We start from the raw sequence: 17135 nt of genomic DNA on the forward strand, positions 1-17135 counted from the left end.
CGCTGGCGGTACAGGGAGCGGTCCCGATGACCGCCCAAGCCAAAGACGCCGCGCTCTGTCCGTCTGACGTGGGGCCGGGCGCGGCGTTGCGGTCCGGTGCGCGGCGCTTCTGTTTTTGGGTTGGCCCAAATACCGACTTTGCACCCGTGGGGCCGGGCGCGCGCATGGGCATGAGCGCCTGGAGGCGCATATGAGCCGGGCGCTGATGATCCAGGGCACGGGCTCCAACGTGGGCAAATCGGTTCTTGTCGCCGGGCTTTGCCGCGCCGCGGTGAAACGCGGGCTGTCGGTTGCGCCGTTCAAGCCGCAGAACATGTCCAATAATGCCGCCGTGACCGCGGATGGCGGGGAAATCGGCCGCGCGCAGGCATTGCAGGCCCGAGCGGCGGGTCTTGCGCTCCATACCGATATGAACCCCGTGCTCCTGAAACCCGAATCCGAGACGGGCGCGCAAGTTGTCGTGCAGGGCCGCCGGATAGCGACGGTGAAGGCGCGCGATTACGCGCGGTTGAAAGCGGAGCTGATCTCCCCCGTGCGCGAAAGCTTCGATCGGCTGCGCGCCAGGCACGACCTCGTTCTCGTCGAAGGCGCGGGCAGTCCGGCGGAAGTGAACCTGCGCGCGAACGACATCGCCAATATGGGCTTTGCCGTCGCGGCGGACGTGCCCGTGATCCTGGCAGGCGATATCGACCGCGGCGGCGTGATCGCGCAGATCGTCGGCACGCAGGCCGTGCTGCCAGCCGAGGACGCGGCCCAGGTCGCAGGATTTCTCGTAAACAAGTTTCGCGGCGATCCGAGCCTCTTCGACGATGGCTACCGCCTGATCGAGCAACATACGGGCTGGCGCGGCTTTGGCGTTCTGCCATGGTTCGGGGAGGCCTGGCGGCTGCCGGCGGAGGATGCGCTCGATCTCAGGGGACAGGCCCGCGAGGGCACGCTGCACATCGTGTGCCTGCGGCTTGGCCGGATCGCGAATTTCGACGATCTCGATCCGCTCGCGCAGGAGCCGGGCGTGCGACTGACGATGCTCGGGCCCGGAGAGGCTCTGCCCGGTGATACGGACCTGGTGATCCTGCCGGGCAGCAAGTCGACGCGGGGCGATCTTGCCTATCTGCGCGAGCAGGGCTGGGATCTCGATCTCGTCGCGCATCTGCGGCGCGGCGGGCACGTCCTCGGCATCTGCGGCGGCTACCAGATGCTCGGAACGGTCATTCACGATCCCGATGGGCTGGAAGGTCCGCCGGGTCACGAGGCGGGGCTCGGGCTTCTCGATGTCGAGACGCGCATGTCTGCGGACAAGCGTCTGAGCGAGGTCGACGCGGTTCACGTCGCGACGGGCGTCGCGTTTCACGGCTACGAGATCCATATCGGCCAGACCGACGGGCCGGACCGGGCGCGGCCTTTCGCGCGTGTGGAGGCTGCGCCCGAAGGCGCGGTCAGTGCCGATGGCAGGATCGCGGGCAGCTACGTGCACGGCATGTTCTCGGACGATGCGTTCCGCGCGGCCTATCTGGCGGGCTTCGGCGTGGCGTCCGAGGCGGGCTATGATGCGCGAGTGGAGGACACGCTCGACGCGCTTGCGGCGCATCTCGAGGCGCATCTCGATCTCGACGCGCTCTTCGCGGCGGCGCGCTAACTCAGTGATGCCCTGAGCCGTTCCCACCCGGCGGCATCGCCCGGCAGGCCGAGACGCAGCCAGCGCGAGGAATAGGGGAAGATGCGGCTCCAGATCCGGTGAGAGGCAAGCCGCGCCTGCGCCCTCGTCGCATCGGGCGTTTCATACGTCCGAAAGAGCGTTGTGCCGCCTACGAGCGTCCAGCCGGCGGCAATCGCCAATTCATCGAGACGCGCGCTGTCGCCGGCGAGCCTTTTGCGTGTGCCCTGTTGCCAGTCGAGATCGCGCAGCGCGACGCGCCCGGCCGCGATTGCCGGCCCGCTCACAGCCCAGGGTCCGGCCAACTCGGCAAGATCTGCCCTGAGATGTGCGCCGGTCAGCGCGAAGCCGAGGCGCAATCCCGCAAGGCCATAGAACTTCCCGAAGGAGCGCAGCACAACGATACGGTCGGAGGTCGGACCGAGGCGCGGCGCGAGGCTTTGAGACGGGTCGGCATCGGCGAAGCTCTCATCGACGATCAGCAGGCCGACCTCTTCGGACAAGGCCTCCAGCCGGTCCGCGGAGATCCGCCGCCCGTCCGGGTTGTTGGGCGAGACCACGATCGCAAGGTCGGCGCCCTCGAGCTGCTCGGATGCCGAAACCTCGCTCACGGCCCATCCGCCCGCACGCAACGCGGCGGCGTGTTCATTATAGGTCGGTCCGAGGATTGCCGCGCGGCCGCGCGCCTTGAGATGCGGCACAAGCTGGATCGCGGCCTGTGCCCCCGCAAGCGGCAGGGGGCGGACGCGCGTGTCATAGGCGATCCGTGCCGCCGCTTCGAGATCGGCGAGTGCCTCCGCGCCGGGCAGGGTTGTCAGGCTCGCGGTCTCGAGCGCCGGCATCGGATAGGGCACCGGATTGATGCCCGTGGAAAGGTCGAGCCAGTCGCCTTTTCCCCAGCGCGCCCGCGCCCTGCCAAGATCTCCGCCGTGATCGCGCACCCTATCCCCTTCAGATCAGCGCCATCAGGCCAAGCGCCGCGCCGAGACAGAGCATCGCGCGGACGTAAAGTGCAAGCCCCCGGTTCAGCGCGCCCGGCTCGGGATCTGGCGCGCCCTCGTTCAGCCAGGGCTCGTCCGAGACCCGGCTGCCGTAGCGGCGCGGACCTGAGAGCCGCACACCGAGGGCGCCCGCCATTGCCGCTTCGGGCCAGCCGGCATTGGGCGAGCGATGGCGGCGCGCGTCGTGGCGCATGACGTGGATCGCGGAGCCCGGGCGGCTCGACGTGAGAGCGAAAAGGAGGCCAGTCAGCCGTGCGGGCACGAGGTTGACGAGATCGTCGAGACGCGCAGCGGCCCGACCGAACTCCTCGTGACGGGGCGTGCGGTGCCCGATCATCGAATCCATCGTGTTGATCGCCTTGTAGGCCACGATACCGGGCAGACCGGCGAGAGCGCCCCAGAAGAGCGGTGCGACGATCCCGTCGGATGTGTTCTCGGCAAGGCTTTCGAGCGCGGCGCGGGCGATCCCGCCGCGGTCGAGCTGCGCGGGATCGCGGCCGACGATCATGGCGACCGCTCCGCGCGCGGCCTCGATATCGCCTCTGACAAGCGGCTCCGCGACGGCGCGAACATGCGCGTGCATGGACCGCAGGGCAACGAACGGCCAGGCGAGAAGACCACCGATGAAAATGCCAAGAGCGCCGTCTGGGATGAGCGCCTGCAGGACGAATGCGGGGATCAGTGTCGCGGTGAGGACAACGGCGACCGTCAATGCGCCCTTGCGGCGCCGTTCGGTGCCGGGTGCATCGTCACGGTTCCATGTCCGGTCGAGACTCGTGATGAGCGCACCGATCCAGGTGACGGGATGACCGATCCGGCGATAGAGCGCGTCGGGCCAGCCGAGCGCCGCGTCGATCAGGCAGGCCACCAGCATCATCGCGGCGAAACTCATGGTGCGTCTCCGGTGCGGAAGCGAAAGACGCGGGTGAGCCCGGCACCGCGCAGGATCGCGTCTGCATTCTCAGGCGCTTGTCCCGGTGCGAAGATGAGGCCGCGCGCAGAGCCTGTATGGGCCCGGACATGACCCAGCGCGCCGGTCTGTCGCACCAGTTCGGGCATCGGATCGTCCGTCGGGCCCCGCAATTCGGTCGTGCGCTCCGCGGAGCGGGACGCGAGCGCGCCGCAGCTGGCAAGGTCCGGTTTTTCCCGCCAGGCAAGGACGAGATCGGCGATGTCGGGAAAGGCGTTATCCGATGGTTCGGTGCGAAGAGGCGCGCCGAGGAACCCCCCGACGATCTCGGCCGCGGGTGGCGGCGCGATCGTTGCGATCACCCGGCCTTGGCGCGACGCCCAGAGAAGACGGTCTGGGTGCGGATACATCAAGGGGTCGCTCGCGCCTTCCGTGCTCAGGCATGCCTTGGCGAGGATCGGCGCCGGACCCTCGAAGCCAGCGGCCCGAGCCAGAGCGACAAGCGTTGCCGTCGAGGCCCCGGCACCGCCGCCCGCCGGCATCTCCGCCGAGATATGGAACGTGCCCTGGGAGAGGTCGAGACCCGCCAGGAACATTGCAGCATCGGCGAGACCGACCGTGCCCGCATCGCCCGCAAGGTCCAGCGGGCCGTCTCCGAGCCGCTTCGCTGTCACGCATAGCTCCGCGCACGGGATCGTCACCAGCGTCACGGGTCCGCCGGGACCGAGCCTGCCTTGCAGCCATTCGCCGAAATGTCCTGCGACACGGACCATGACTTACAGACCCGGTGCGTTCACGCAGATGATGGAGAGCCCGCCCGGATGGCATCTGAGCCGCGTCAAGGACAGCGGGGCGATCTCGAAGGCGAGGCCCGCTTCCTTGTGCCCGAGCGCGCGGGAGAGAGCCGCGCGAACGAGTCCCGCATGGGCGATCACGGCGATGGACCCACCTTCTCGGGCGCGGGCTTCGAGACGTTCGAGCGCGGGCGCGGCCCGCTCGCAGAGATCCGAAAAGCTCTCGCCCTCGGGCGGGCGGCGCTGCGCCAGTTCGGACAGGGTCAGCGGGCCGAGATCCGGCAATGCGTCGAATGGCAGGCCGTCCTCGGCGCCGAAATCCTGCTCCCACAGGCAGGCATCTTCGGGGATCTCGCGCCCGGGAAACACCGCGGCGGCCGTCTCGCGGCACCGTCGTGCGGGGCTCGACACCGCCTCGCAGCCGCTCAGCGCAGCGCGCAGCTTGGACAGAGCATCCTTTTCCGGCAAGATCGCGGGCACATCCGTGCGCCCGACAAGCCGCCCGCCGTGATCTGCGGGCGCATGCCGGATCAGGATGAGCTCGGACGGACCGATGGGCGGCATGAGGGCTTTTCTCCGTTCGGAAAACCTGCTTTCTCACGAAGACATGGGAAAGTCGATCCTGATAACCGGCGGTGCGCGCTCGGGGAAAAGCCTGCTGGCCGAGCGTCTGACGCTCGAGCTGGGGCGTCCTGCGATCTACATCGCGACCGCCGAGGCCCACGATGCGGAGATGGAGGCGCGCATTGCCGCGCACGTGTCCCGGCGCGGGCCGGAATGGCGCACTGTGACCGCACCGCTCGACCTCGTCGGCGCGCTCGAGGAAAGCGACGGGCAGGGCCCGCGACTCGTCGATTGCCTGACGCTTTGGCTGTCGAACCTGATGCATGCGGAGATCGACTGGCCCGATGCGGGAGATGCGCTCGCGACGACGCTGTCTGCCCAGACATCGCCGGTCGTGATCGTCACCAATGAAGTGGGCGGCGGCATCGTGCCCGAAAACGCGTTGGCGCGGCGGTTCCGCGATGCGGCAGGCGCGATCAACCAGCGTATCGCAGCAGCCGCGGACGAAGTGCATCTCTGCGTTGCGGGTTATCCGATGAGAGTGAAATGACAACCAAGCTGATCTTTGACGACCTGAACGCGATCCCCGGCTGGGCGGAGACGCTGCCCTCCTTTGACGAGGATGCGGCGGAAGCGGCCAGGGCGCGGCAGGCCGAGCTGACGAAACCGCCGGGATCGCTTGGCCGTCTCGAGGAGATCGCTCTGTTCGTCTCGGGCTGGCGTGGCGATCCGAAACCGCGTCTCGAGCGCGCGCAGGCGCTGGTCTTCGCCGGCAATCACGGCATCTGCGCTCAAGGTGTGAACCCGTTTCCGCAAGAGGTGACCGCGCAAATGGTCGCCAATTTCGATGCGGGCGGGGCCGCCATCAATCAGCTGTGCAGTGTCGCCGGCGCCAATCTGTCGGTTATCGCGCTGGAGCTCGACACGCCGACCGGGGATTTCACCGAAGGTCCGGCGATGCGCTTTGACGAGGCTCTTGCAGCAATGGCGCGAGGCGCGGAAGCGGTCGATCCACACGCAGACATCCTCATCCTGGGCGAGATGGGCATCGGCAATTCCACGATCGCGGCGGCGCTCGCCGCGTCCGCCTTCGGTGGGCCAGCGGCGGATTGGGTCGGGCGCGGCACCGGCTCGGACGAAGGCGGCATGTCGCTGAAGGCGCGGGTGATCGAGGCCGGACTCGCCCGCCACGAGGCCGCGGGACCGATGGAGCGGCTTGCCGCGCTTGGCGGTCGCGAACAGGCGGCAATCTGCGGCGCGGTCCTTGCAGCGCGCGCCGCGCGTATCCCGGTCATCCTCGATGGCTATATTTGTACCGCGTCGGTCGCACCGCTTGCAGCGGCGGAGCCCCGGCTTCTGGAGCATTGCGTGATCGCTCATGCCAGCGCCGAGCCCGGCCATGCGCGGCTCTGCGCTGTGCTCGGCAAGCGGCCGATCCTCGATCTCGGCATGGCGCTTGGCGAAGGGTCCGGCGCGGCGCTTGCGCTCGGCATCGTGAAAGGGGCCGTCGCCTGTCACAGCGGCATGGCAACCTTCGCCGAGGCCGGCGTCGCGGGCGGATGAAGCTCGCGCGGCGACGGGATGAGGCGCGGCTCGCGGTCATGCTGCTGACGCGGCTGCCTGTCGGGACGATCCGTGGCGCGGTGCCCGATCTGCCTGCGAGCCGATGGGCATGGCCTCTGGTAGGATTCCTGACCGGCAGCATTGGCTGGGCGGTGATGGCGCTGGCGCTTGCGGCAGACATCGGCGCGTCCCTGTCAGCGCTCCTCGCGGTGGCGGCAATGGTCATCTCCACGGGTGCGATGCACCATGACGGGCTTGCCGACAGCGCGGACGGCCTTTGGGGCGGGCATGATCCGGCCCGCCGCCTCGAGATCATGCGTGACAGCCGGATCGGAAGCTACGGCGTGCTCGCTCTCGTCTTTGCGGTCGGTCTCGAATGGCAGGCGATCATTGCGTCGAGCGCCGTCACGTGGATAGGGTTCGCGCTGATCGCGGTTGCCAGCCGGCTCGCGATGATGATCGTGTCCGACCTCGTTCCGAACGCTCGCAGCTATGGGCTGGGACACTCTGCACACGGAGGCGGGCGGCGTGCCTGGCTGCCGGGGGGCGTGGCTACGCTTGTGCTTTGCATGGCGTGCGACGGCTGGTTGGCCCTTCTCGTCATCGCGGCGATTAGCGCCGGGGTCGCGACCGTGGCGCGGCGGAAGATCGGCGGTCAGACCGGCGACATTCTCGGCGCGGTGCAAGTTCTGAGCGCGATTGGCGGCTGGATCGCGCTCTGATCCGGTAGGGGGCGTGAAGCCGGTTACAGGGCCATTCGCTCCCGGCGTACGACATTTCCCGACAAAAATACTTTGACACCACAGCCGGGCGTGATACCCGATCAAAAGTGTCAGAAAATGAGGATATCATGACCAGCAAGATTCTTCGTTCCACGCTCGTTTCGGTGGCCGCGCTCAGCGTTGCCGCACCGGCACTCGCGCAGGACAATGGCGAGGTGAACCTCTATTCCTCGCGCCATTACGATACGGACGAGCGGCTTTATTCCGAGTTCGAAGAGCAGACCGGCATCACCATCAACCGCATCGAGGGCGATGCCGACGAACTCATCGCGCGGATGGAAGCCGAGGGCGAGAATTCCCCCGCTGACGTCTTCCTGACGGTCGACACCTCGCGCCTCGAGCGCGCGAAGGATGCAGGCCTTCTGCAAGCGGTCGACAGCGACGTTCTCGAAGAGCGCATTCCGGACCAGTACCAGGACAGCGACAACCAGTGGTTCGGCTTCTCGCTGCGGGGGCGGATCATCTTCTACGACAACGAAAACGTGGAAAATCCGCCGCAGACCTACATGGATCTCGCCTCGGACGAGTACGAAGGAATGGTCTGCATCCGTTCCTCCACGAACACCTACAACCAGACGCTGCTCGCCTCGATCATCGAGAACCAGGGCGAGGAAGCCGCGCGCGAATGGGCGCAGGGCATCGTCGACAACATGGCGCGCGATCCTCAAGGCGGTGACACCGACCAGCTGCGCGGCATCGTCTCCGGCGAGTGTGCCATTGCGGTCGCGAACACGTACTATTTCGCCCGCGCCATCGCCAGCGACGTGGATGGCGTCTCGGGAAGCATCGACCAGATCGGCTGGGTCTTCCCGAACCAGGACAGCAATGGCGCGCACGTGAACCTCTCGGGAGGCGGCGTCGCGGCGAATGCTCCCAACCGCGACAACGCGGTGGCCTTCCTGGAATACCTCGCCTCCGACAGCGCGCAGGAATACTTCGCTGCCGGCAATAACGAATACCCGGCGGTCGACGGGGTCGAGACCACGGAAGCAGTGGACGAGCTGGGCGAATTCACGGCTGACGACGTAGATCTCTCGGCGGTTGCGAAACAGCTCCCGACGGCACAGCAGATCTTCAACGAGGTCGGCTGGGAGTAATCCCTGACTTCGGATGAGACGAACAAGCCCCTCGCGAGACATCGCGAGGGGCTTTTCAGTCTGGATCGGTCGTGATCCGCTGACGGAAAAAGACGACGCGCTCGGTCTCCTCGAAGCCCGATGCGATGTGGAAGGCGTGGCTCTCGCGATTGTCGATATGCGCGTCTGACGCCAGTTCCGTGCAGCCATGCGCCAACGCCCAGTCGCGCACGCCTGCGATCAGCGCGCGTCCGATGCCTGCACCGCGAAACGCGGCGTCGACGAAGATCCCCTCGAGAAAGGCGACCGGTGAGGTGTCGCATCCGTTGACGTGATCGCCGCGCAGCGTTGCCTCCGCGAACCCTCGAAGTTGCGCGGTTTCGCTCTCATGGAGAAGCACCAGGCACGTCTCGGGTTGCCGGGTCAGCATCGCTTCCGCTTCCACCCGGTGGATATGGGGCGGCGTGTCGTTCCAGAGCCTCTGGCGCAGGGCGATCCACCCGCCGAGGTCTGAGGTAGTGGCCCGCCGGATCACCTAGCCATTCCGCCCCAGACGACGGATCAGCAGCACCACAGGCAGAAGCCCGATCGCCGCGATCACGAGGCTCGGCACCGCCGCTCCGTCGAGCCGTTCATCTGCCGCGAGCCGGTGCGCCTGCACGGCCAGTGTGTCGTAGTTGAAGGGCCGCAGGATCAGCGTCGCGGGCAGCTCCTTCATCACGTCGACGAACACGATCAGAAGCGCGGTCAGAAGGCTCGGCGACATGATCGGCAGGTGCACCCGCATCAAGGTCAGATACGGGCCTTTGCCCAAAGCGCGCGAGGCGGCGTCGTAATTGGGGTTCATCGCGGCTTGTCCGCCTTCATAGGCTCCGATTGCGGCAGCGAGGAACCGGATCATGTAGGCCGCGATCATCAGCCAGATCGAGCCGGTCACCAGAAGCCCGGTGGAAATGTCGAACCGGGCTTCCATGAAGGCATCGAGCGCGTTGTCGAAGGCCGCGAACGGCACGAGCAGGCCGACCGCGATCACGCCGCCCGGCACAGCATAGCCGATCCGCCCGATCTGCAGGACCGAGCGCGACACGCGCCCTGGTCGCAGGCGCGCAAAATATCCAAGTGCGATGGCTGCCAGCACGGTCAGTCCCGCCGCGATGGCCGCGAGCGTGATCGAGTTGGAAACGAAGCCGAGATACCGCTCCGACAGCAGGGACTGGCCCGAGCCATGCGCCATCAGCGCCAGCGTCACGGCGGGGACCACGGCGCCGAGCAGCGTCGGAACAAGGCAGGAAAGGCTCGCGCCAAGAGCGCGCCAGCCGGTCAGCTCGATCCGGGGCAGAGCGCCGGGGCCGGACTTGCTGTAGAACCGCGCCGCGCCGCGGGTCTTGCGTTCGAGAAGCGCCAAAAGAAGCGCGGCGGTCAGAAGCCCGAGCGCAAGCTGCGCCGCGCCGGCGCGGTCGGCCATCGAGAACCAGCTCTGGTAGATACCGGTCGCGAAGGTCTGAACGCCGAAATAGGAGGCCGTGCCGTAATCGGCGAGCGTCTCCATGCAAGCCAGAAGCACGCCCGCCGCGATGGACGGCCGCGCAAGCGGCAGCGCCGCGCGGAGGAAGGCCCGCACAGGGCCTAGCCCCAGCGTTCGGGCTATGTTGAAAGGTCGCGCGCCCTGGCTGAGAAATGCGGCCCGCGCCAGAAGATAGACATACGGATAAAGGACCAGCGTCAGCATCGCGGCTGCGCCGCCCGTAGACCGGATCTCGGGGAACCAATAGTCGCGCGGTCCCCAGCCCATCACCGCCCGCAGCGCCGTCTGCACCGCGCCGGGATGGTCGAGCAGGTCAGTGTAGGCATAGGCGAGAACGTAGGCCGGGAAGGCGAGGGGCAGGACGAGCGCCACTTCCAAGAAACGCCGTCCCGGAAAGGCGCAGGCCGTCACCAGCCAGGCGGTGCCCGCGCCAATGAGGCAGGTGCCCGTCGCGACCGTGACCAAGAGGATCATCGTCGTCGTGATGTAGCGCGGCAGGACCGTCGCCCAGAGATGCGACAGCGTGTCGAGATTGCCGCCAAGCGCCGCGAGCACCACCGCAAGCATCGGCAGCAGAACGAGCGCGGCAATGGCGTATCCGACCGCCGTGAAGGGAAGGGCGGAGCTGTCGCGTCTCGGGCGCGGAAAGGTCCAGTGGCGGGTCATGTCTCATCCGGGGGTAGCAAGGCGCGCGGAACCTCGCGCGAACCGGCCCGCAACGCAAGAGCTCAGAGCATGAGCCAGCTCTGGAACAGGAGACCCGCCGCCAGCGCGCCCGAAAGCGACAGCGCGATATAAAGGGCGAACACGCGCGGTTTCACGAGCGCCCAGACCGCGATGGCCGCGGGCAGGGAGGTGACGCCGCCCGCGACGAGGAAAGCGAGCCCCGCACCCGAGGTCATGCCCTGCTCGATCAGCCCTCCGACGAGCGGCAGCGCTGCGTAGCCGTTGAGATAGGCCGGAACCCCGACGAGGCTTGCCAGCGCGATGGGCGCGATGCCGGTGCCGCCAAGAACGGAGGTGATCGTTTCGGCCGGGATATAAGCCAGCATCAGGCTTTCGAGGAGGAACGCCAGTGTCAGCCACTTGCCGAGGAAGAGCGTCGTCTTCACAGCCTCGCGGCCGAACTTCTCGCGCCGCTCGGTCTCTTGCCAGAAGCGCCAGACAACCGGTTTCGGCGCGCGGATCTTGGACCCGCCGCAGCCTCCGTTGCCGATATCGGGGCGGAGCGGATCGGCGAGACCGCCACTTGTCGTCAACGCAAGAACGACGAGGCCGCCGAAAAGTCCAAGTCCGATCGCCGCGAAGGTCTTGGCCAGCGCGAACTCGAAACCGAGCACCCCGGTCGTCAGCACGAACATCGACGGATCCATCACCGGCGAAGCCAGCCAGAATGCCATCACCGCCGACAGGGGCACACCCATCGCCAGAAGTGCCGCGATGAGCGGGATCACTCCGCAGGAACAGAATGGCGAGAGCCCGCCCGCGAGCGCGCCGAGCAGGATCATCAGGACCGGCGCCCCGGTGAAGGCTTTTGCGATGAGATTGTCCGCGCCCGTCGCGACCGCCCAGGCGGCGATCCCGATGGAGAGCAAGAGGTACGGCGCGGTCTTCGCCAGCGAGGCCAGCGTGAATTCCGCCGAGGCGATCGCCTGCGGCGGCGAGACAATCGCGACCACCAGCAGCAGCAGGCCGGAGACAAGCCAGACGCTGTGCTTCTTCCAGAGAAGCGCGGCAGGGTTTTGCTTGGGCGTGGTGCTCAGATCGGTCATGTCAGTCCTCGAAATCAGCCGCTGGCACTGGAGGGAAGCGGGGTGTTGGCGGGCAAGCCGGCGCAACATTCCTCGGTCAGGAAGGTCACAAGGCCGGTCACGGCGTCGAAATTCACACGGTTGACGATCTCGCGACCCTGCCGGTCCTGGCTCACGAGGCCGGCCTCGACGAGGCTCCGCAGGTGATGCGCCTGTGTGGACGGCGCAAGGCCGAGATGCGCGCCGATCTGCCCGACGCTGAGGCCGTCCGGGCCTGCGCGCACGAGCAGGCGAAAGATCGACAGGCGAGCGTCATGGCCGAGCGCGGCAAGTGCGAGAGCTTCTGGGGATGCGGTTGTCATGGATTCGTTATACCTAGTTTTCTAGTTTTGTCGATCCGTATTCGCCGCGCCTCGAATAAAATGCGTCGCGCCCCTTGAGCTTCCAGTGACTGGAAGCCTTATGTGATGACAACAAGCCAGAGAACGGACCCGGACATGACTCGCACCGAACCGATCAGACTTGCCGTTGAAGGCATGAATTGCGCGTCTTGCGTGGGCCGCGTGGAGCGCGCGCTTGAGGGGCAGACAGGCATAAGCGACGTGTCTGTCAATCTTGCCGCGCAGAATGTCCAGTTCACGCCGGAGAATCCCGCGCGCATCGCCGATGCGGCAGACGCTCTCAAGGCAGCGGGCTATCCGGCGCGCACCGCCTCGGTCAGCTTCCAGGTCGAGAAGATGTCCTGCGCCTCTTGTGTCGGCCGCGTTGATCGCGCGCTTGCCGCCGTGCCGGGTGTGACGTCTGTTTCGGTGAACCTCGCCACGGAAACGGCGCAGATCGACTACCTCGAAGGAGCGACGGACCCCGAGGCGCTGGCGCGCGCGGCCCGTGACGCGGGCTACCCCGCAACGGTGATGAAAACGGCCGAGGGCGGCTCTGATCCCTCTGCCCGCCTGACCGAGGAAGCAGAGGCACAAAAGCGCCGCGCCGCCCTCGCCGCGGCACTCGCGCTGCCGGTCTTCGTTCTCGAGATGGGATCGCACATGATCCCGGGCATGCATGGGCTGATCGCGAATACGATCGGTATGCAGGCATCCTGGATCGTCCAGTTTTTGCTGACGACCGTTATTCTCGCAGGTCCCGGACGGCAGTTCTTCGCGCGTGGCGTGCCGGCCTTGGCGAAGGGTGCGCCCGATATGAACAGCCTCGTCGCGCTCGGTGCAGGGGCGGCATGGGCCTATTCCACCGTCGCGACCTTCCTGCCGGGGCTTTTGCCCGATGCGGTCCGCGCGGTCTATTTCGAGGCGGCGGCGGTGATCGTGGTGCTGATCCTCGCGGGCCGCTGGCTCGAGGCGCGCGCGAAGGGACGGACGGGCGCGGCGATCCGCGCGCTGGTGGGGCTGAGACCGCAGACCGCGCGTATCCGGTCGGAGGGCACCGAGCGCGAGGTCGAGATCGATGCGCTTTCGGAGGGCGATCTGGTCGTCGTCCGCCCGGGCGAGCGCATCGCCGTCGATGGGGACGTCGTCGAGGGCAGCTCCTTCGTCGATGAGAGCATGCTGACGGGCGAGCCGGCTCCCGTGGCCAAGGCGGCCGGGGCAGGCGTCACGGGCGGGACGGTGAATGGCGCGGGACATCTGGTGTTCCGCGCGGCCCGCGTCGGCGCCGATACCACGCTGTCGCAGATCATCCGCATGGTCGAGGAGGCGCAAGGTGCCAAGCTTCCGATCCAGGGACTCGTCGACCGCGTGACGATGTGGTTCGTGCCCGCGGTCATGGCAGCGGCTGCTCTGACGGTTCTCGTCTGGCTGGTCCTCGGGCCCGAGCCCACGCTGACCCATGCGCTCGTCGCGGGCGTGTCGGTGCTCATCATCGCCTGCCCCTGCGCGATGGGCCTCGCGACGCCGACCTCGATCATGGTCGGCACCGGGCGCGCGGCCGAGATGGGTGTTCTCTTTCGCAAGGGCGATGCGCTGCAGGCGCTGTCCGAAGTGTCGGTGATCGCCTTCGACAAGACCGGCACGGTGACCGAAGGCAAGCCGCGCCTGACGGAGTTCGAAGTGACGGATGGGTTCGAGCGGGGCGAGGTGATGCACCTCGCGGCCTCTCTCGAGGCCTATTCGGAGCATCCCGTCGCCGCCGCTCTCGTCGATGGCGCGCGGGCCGAGGGAGTCGAGGACGACGCTGTCGAGGAGTTCGAGTCGATCACTGGCCACGGCGTAGCGGGTCTGGTCGGGGAACGCCGAGTGCTCATCGGCTCTGCGCGGCTCATGGCGCGCGAGGGTATCGGCACGGAGGTGCTTGCCGCGCGCGCCGAAGCGCTTTCGGAACGCGGGCGCACTGCGCTGTTCGTCGCGGTGGATGGCCGACTCGCCGCGCTGGTGGGCGTGGCCGATCCGATCAAGCCGACCAGCGCAGCGGCAATCGCGGCGTTGAAGGCAGAAGGCTACGAGATCGCGCTCGTAACGGGCGACGGCCGCGTCACGGCGGAGGCCATCGCGCGGGAAATCGGCATCGACCGGGTGATCGCGGAGGTTCTGCCGGACGGCAAGGTCGCGGCGCTTGAAGAGCTGGGCGCCGGGCGCAAGATCGCCTTCGTCGGCGATGGGATCAACGACGCGCCAGCGCTCGCCCATGCGGATGTGAGCATCGCCATAGGCACCGGCACCGATGTCGCCATCGAGAGCGCGGACGTGGTGCTGATGTCCGGCGATCTGTCTGGCGTCGTCAATGCGACGCGCCTGTCGCGGATGACGATGCGGAATATCCGCCAGAATCTAGGCTGGGCCTTCGGCTATAATGCAGCGCTGATCCCGGTAGCGGCGGGCGTGCTTTATCCTGCCTTCGGGGTGCTGCTGTCGCCCATCCTCGCGGCGGGTGCGATGGCGCTCTCCTCGGTCTCGGTGCTGACGAATGCGCTGAGGCTCCGGCGCATCGCTCCGGCGTTTCTTGATCGCGCGGCAGAGACCGGATCGCAGGCAGCCGCCGCGCCTTTGCCGGCGGAGTAGGGAGAGACGCTATGAATATCGGAGATGTCGCCAAACGGTCGGGCGTGCCCGCCAAGACCATCCGCTATTACGAGGAGATCGGCCTCATCCGCCCGAGGCGCAGCGAAAACGGCTATCGCGCCTTCGCTGACAGCGACTTGCACAAGCTGGCCTTCCTGGGCCGGGCGCGAGCGCTTGGCTTTTCGATCGAGGAATGCCGCACGCTTCTCGCGCTCTACGAAGATGACGGGCGCGAAAGCGCGCAGGTCAAGGCGGTCGCGGAGAGTCATCTGGCCGAGATCGACGCCAAGATCGCGCAGTTGCAGGCCATGCGAGAGACGCTGGCGCGGCTCGTGCGCGCCTGCCATGGCGATGATCGTCCCGATTGCCCGATCCTCGCGGATCTTGCGCATTTGGACTAGCGTCGGGCGAGCGCCGGGCTGAGAAGGCTCGTAAGCGCAAAGACGATGGCGGCAACGCAGACGATCGACGGCCCTGCCGGCGTGTCCAGCATGTAGGCGCCCGACAGCCCCGCCACCGCCGAGACCGACCCGATAAGCGCAGCGATCAGGGCCATCGCCTCGGGGGTACGCGACAGGGGACGCGCCGCCGCCGCGGGCACGATCAGCATCGCCGCGATCAGGAGCACGCCGACGACCTTGATGGCGACTGCGACCGTCACCGCAAGCGCGAGCGTGAGCACCATCTGTTCACGCTTCGGATCGATTCCGCTCGCATGGGCCAGATCGTCGTTCAGCGTCGTTGTCAGCAGAGCCGACCAGCGCCACGCGATCAGCCCGGCCACCAGCGCCGCACCGCCCCAGATGACGGCGAGATCGGCCTTGGAGACGGAAAGGATATCACCGAAGAGATAGGCCATGAGGTCGATGCGGATGCCCGACAGGAAGGACACGGCGACGAGCCCGAAGGCCAGCGCGCTATGGGCCAGCACCCCCAGGAGCGTGTCCATCGCGTAACCGCGCCCGGAGAGCCGGGTCACCGTGACCGCCATGAGCAGCGCGACAGCGGTCGCACCGGCGAAGATCGAGATTTGCAGCGACAGCGCCAGCGCAACGCCGAGGATCGCCGCATGCGCGGTCGCATCGCCGAAATAGGCCATGCGCCGCCAAACGACGAAACTGCCAAGCGGGGCGGCCGCCAGCGCGACGCCAATCCCGGCCAGCGTGGCACGAACCATGAAATCGTCCAGCATTACTCCGCCGCCTCCGAGTGATCATGCGCATGGCCGTGGTCATGATCGTGGTCGTGCCGGTGTGTGTGCTCGTGACGGTAAAGCGCCAGCGCGCCGCCTGTGCCCGTGCCGAAGAGCGCGCGGTATTCTGGCGCGGAAGACACAACGTCCGGCGTGCCTTCGCAGCAGACATGGCCGTTGAGGCAGATCACCCGGTCCGAGGCTGCCATGACGACGTGCAGCTCGTGGCTGATCATCAGCACCGCGCAGCCCGTCTCGCGGCGCAGCTCCTCGATCCGGCGGTAGAAGGCTGCGGAGCCCGGCTGATCGAGCCCGCGCGTCGCCTCGTCGAGAAGGAGAACCTGCGGCCGGTTCGCCAGGGCGCGCGCCAGAAGCACGCGCTGGAATTGCCCTCCCGAGAGAGCGGACATCTGCTGGTCCTCGAGACCCTGGACACCGGCCCGCTCGAGCGCGGCACGCGCTTCGGCGCGGCTGATCCCGCCCGGAAGGCGGAGGAATCGTCCGACCGGCATCGGCAATGTGGGGTCGATATGCAGCGATTGCGGAACGTATCCGACGCGCAGCCCAGGCTGGTGACGCACCTGGCCCTTCGAGGGCGCCGTCGCCCCGATCAACGCGCGCAGCAGCGACGTCTTGCCAGACCCGTTCGGCCCAACGATGGTGACGATCTCGCCGGGTGCGATGGCAAGGCTGACATTGCTGAGAACCGTTTTCGCGCCGTAGCGGATGCTGACGCCTTCGGCCGATATGAGGCTCATGCCTTGTCTCCGTCCGCGCAGATCGGGCAAAGCCCTTCGGCTTCGACGACCGTCCGTTCGATGGTGAAGCCGGCGGCCTCCGCAACCGCGTCGAGCGCGCCGCGATCCGGCGTGGCGCGGGCCTCGGCGACGGTGTCGCAAACGCGGCAGATCATGAAGGCGGGGACGTGGCCGTCGTCGGGATGGGCGCAGGCGACAAAGGCGTTGAGCCGCTCGATCCTGTGCGCGAGCCCGTTACTGACGAGAAAGTCGAGAGCGCGATAGGCCACGGGCGGCTGCGAGCCGAAGCCCGCCTCGCGCAAACGATCGAGGATCTCGTAGGCGCCGAGCGCGCGATGCTCCTGCGCGAGGATCTCGAGCACCTTCCGCCGCACCGGTGTGAAGCGCAGCCCTTTTTCGTCCGCGCGCGCCTCTGCCGACGCCATCGCGCTGGCGATGCATTTGCGGTGATCGTGGGATGCGAACCCGATGGGATCGAGATCGCTGGATTTCTCTGAGCTTCTGCTTGGCATGTTATCTTATAACGTATATCGGGGTGTCTGTTACAACATCACAGG

Annotated in this window: 18 protein-coding genes; 7 read left to right on the top strand and 11 right to left on the bottom strand. The window is 67.3% G+C overall.

All coding sequences use genetic code 11. The annotated features are described in order from the left end of the window. Positions 1-190 precede the first annotated feature (190 nt). Positions 191-1636 carry a cobyric acid synthase gene (locus tag FIU91_RS08395; RefSeq protein WP_152462153.1) on the top strand — a complete coding sequence of 482 codons (1446 nt, stop codon included), beginning with the start codon at positions 191-193 and terminating at the stop codon, positions 1634-1636. Here FIU91_RS08395 and cobD read toward each other — a convergent pair. Genes cobD through FIU91_RS08415 form a run of 4 tightly spaced genes read right to left on the bottom strand, consistent with a single transcriptional unit; the run spans position 1633 to position 4923 of the window. Continuing rightward, positions 1633-2595 carry a threonine-phosphate decarboxylase CobD gene (gene cobD, locus FIU91_RS08400; RefSeq protein ID WP_152462154.1) on the bottom strand — a complete coding sequence of 321 codons (963 nt, stop codon included), beginning with the start codon at positions 2593-2595 and terminating at the stop codon, positions 1633-1635. The genes FIU91_RS08395 and cobD overlap by 4 nt on opposite strands. A gap of 10 nt (positions 2596-2605) precedes the next feature. Continuing rightward, positions 2606-3547, bottom strand: coding sequence for an adenosylcobinamide-phosphate synthase CbiB (cbiB, locus tag FIU91_RS08405; protein WP_152462155.1), 942 nt, complete (start codon positions 3545-3547; stop codon positions 2606-2608). Beyond that, positions 3544-4338 carry a propanediol utilization protein gene (locus FIU91_RS08410; RefSeq protein ID WP_152462156.1) on the bottom strand — a complete coding sequence of 265 codons (795 nt, stop codon included), beginning with the start codon at positions 4336-4338 and terminating at the stop codon, positions 3544-3546. The genes cbiB and FIU91_RS08410 overlap by 4 nt, the downstream gene beginning before the upstream one ends. A 3-nt stretch (positions 4339-4341) precedes the next feature. Next, entirely contained in the window at positions 4342-4923 is a 582-nt protein-coding gene (locus FIU91_RS08415) for a histidine phosphatase family protein (RefSeq protein ID WP_152462157.1), read from the bottom strand. Positions 4924-4966: 43 nt separating this feature from the next. Here FIU91_RS08415 and cobU point away from each other — a divergent pair, with 43 nt between their 5' ends. From cobU to FIU91_RS08435, 4 genes are all read left to right on the top strand, one after another. Beyond that, a complete protein-coding gene (gene cobU, locus FIU91_RS08420; protein ID WP_093012942.1) occupies positions 4967-5473 on the top strand; it encodes a bifunctional adenosylcobinamide kinase/adenosylcobinamide-phosphate guanylyltransferase in 507 nt (168 codons plus the stop codon). After that, positions 5470-6486, top strand: a complete 1017-nt coding sequence (gene cobT, locus FIU91_RS08425; RefSeq protein WP_152462158.1) for a nicotinate-nucleotide--dimethylbenzimidazole phosphoribosyltransferase — start codon at positions 5470-5472, stop codon at positions 6484-6486. The genes cobU and cobT overlap by 4 nt, the downstream gene beginning before the upstream one ends. After that, a complete protein-coding gene (locus tag FIU91_RS08430) occupies positions 6483-7208 on the top strand; it encodes an adenosylcobinamide-GDP ribazoletransferase (protein ID WP_152462159.1) in 726 nt (241 codons plus the stop codon). The genes cobT and FIU91_RS08430 overlap by 4 nt, the downstream gene beginning before the upstream one ends. Positions 7209-7336: 128 nt before the next feature. Beyond that, the gene (locus FIU91_RS08435; RefSeq protein ID WP_152462160.1) at positions 7337-8365 is read left to right on the top strand and encodes an extracellular solute-binding protein; all 1029 of its coding nucleotides are present in this window, start codon (positions 7337-7339) and stop codon (positions 8363-8365) included. Between the two features lie 55 nt (positions 8366-8420). Here the strand turns inward: FIU91_RS08435 and aac(6') are convergent, their stop codons facing one another. From aac(6') to FIU91_RS08455, 4 genes are all read right to left on the bottom strand, one after another. Further along, on the bottom strand, positions 8421-8879 hold the full coding sequence (aac(6'), locus tag FIU91_RS08440) for an aminoglycoside 6'-N-acetyltransferase (RefSeq protein ID WP_152462161.1): 459 nt from the start codon (positions 8877-8879) through the stop codon (positions 8421-8423). Next, on the bottom strand, positions 8880-10535 hold the full coding sequence (locus FIU91_RS08445) for an iron ABC transporter permease (protein WP_152462162.1): 1656 nt from the start codon (positions 10533-10535) through the stop codon (positions 8880-8882). Between the two features lie 62 nt (positions 10536-10597). Then, positions 10598-11641: a permease gene (locus tag FIU91_RS08450; protein WP_152462163.1), complete on the bottom strand. Its 1044-nt coding sequence runs from the start codon at positions 11639-11641 to the stop codon at positions 10598-10600. Between the two features lie 14 nt (positions 11642-11655). Then, positions 11656-11982, bottom strand: coding sequence for a helix-turn-helix transcriptional regulator (locus tag FIU91_RS08455; RefSeq protein WP_152462164.1), 327 nt, complete (start codon positions 11980-11982; stop codon positions 11656-11658). A gap of 135 nt (positions 11983-12117) precedes the next feature. Between FIU91_RS08455 and FIU91_RS08460 the strand changes: the two genes are divergently transcribed. Together FIU91_RS08460 and cueR are read left to right on the top strand one after the other, a co-directional pair. After that, positions 12118-14628, top strand: coding sequence for a heavy metal translocating P-type ATPase (locus FIU91_RS08460; RefSeq protein ID WP_152462165.1), 2511 nt, complete (start codon positions 12118-12120; stop codon positions 14626-14628). 11 nt (positions 14629-14639) lie between these two features. Continuing rightward, positions 14640-15029 (top strand): Cu(I)-responsive transcriptional regulator, encoded by a 390-nt coding sequence (cueR, locus tag FIU91_RS08465; protein ID WP_093012857.1) that lies wholly within the window; start codon positions 14640-14642, stop codon positions 15027-15029. Here the strand turns inward: cueR and FIU91_RS08470 are convergent. From FIU91_RS08470 to FIU91_RS08480, 3 genes are read right to left on the bottom strand one after another with little or no spacing between them, the layout of a single operon-like run. Continuing rightward, positions 15026-15820, bottom strand: a complete 795-nt coding sequence (locus tag FIU91_RS08470) for an iron chelate uptake ABC transporter family permease subunit (protein ID WP_152462166.1) — start codon at positions 15818-15820, stop codon at positions 15026-15028. The two genes, cueR and FIU91_RS08470, sit on opposite strands and share 4 nt — an antisense overlap. Then, positions 15820-16578: an ATP-binding cassette domain-containing protein gene (locus FIU91_RS08475; protein WP_152462167.1), complete on the bottom strand. Its 759-nt coding sequence runs from the start codon at positions 16576-16578 to the stop codon at positions 15820-15822. The genes FIU91_RS08470 and FIU91_RS08475 overlap by 1 nt, the downstream gene beginning before the upstream one ends. Then, positions 16575-17090, bottom strand: a complete 516-nt coding sequence (locus FIU91_RS08480; RefSeq protein ID WP_152462168.1) for a Fur family transcriptional regulator — start codon at positions 17088-17090, stop codon at positions 16575-16577. Before FIU91_RS08480 ends, FIU91_RS08475 begins: the two co-directional genes overlap by 4 nt. Positions 17091-17135: the final 45 nt, after the last annotated feature.

Source organism: Roseivivax sp. THAF30, assembly GCF_009363575.1.
GTDB classification, from domain to species: domain Bacteria; phylum Pseudomonadota; class Alphaproteobacteria; order Rhodobacterales; family Rhodobacteraceae; genus Roseivivax; species Roseivivax halotolerans.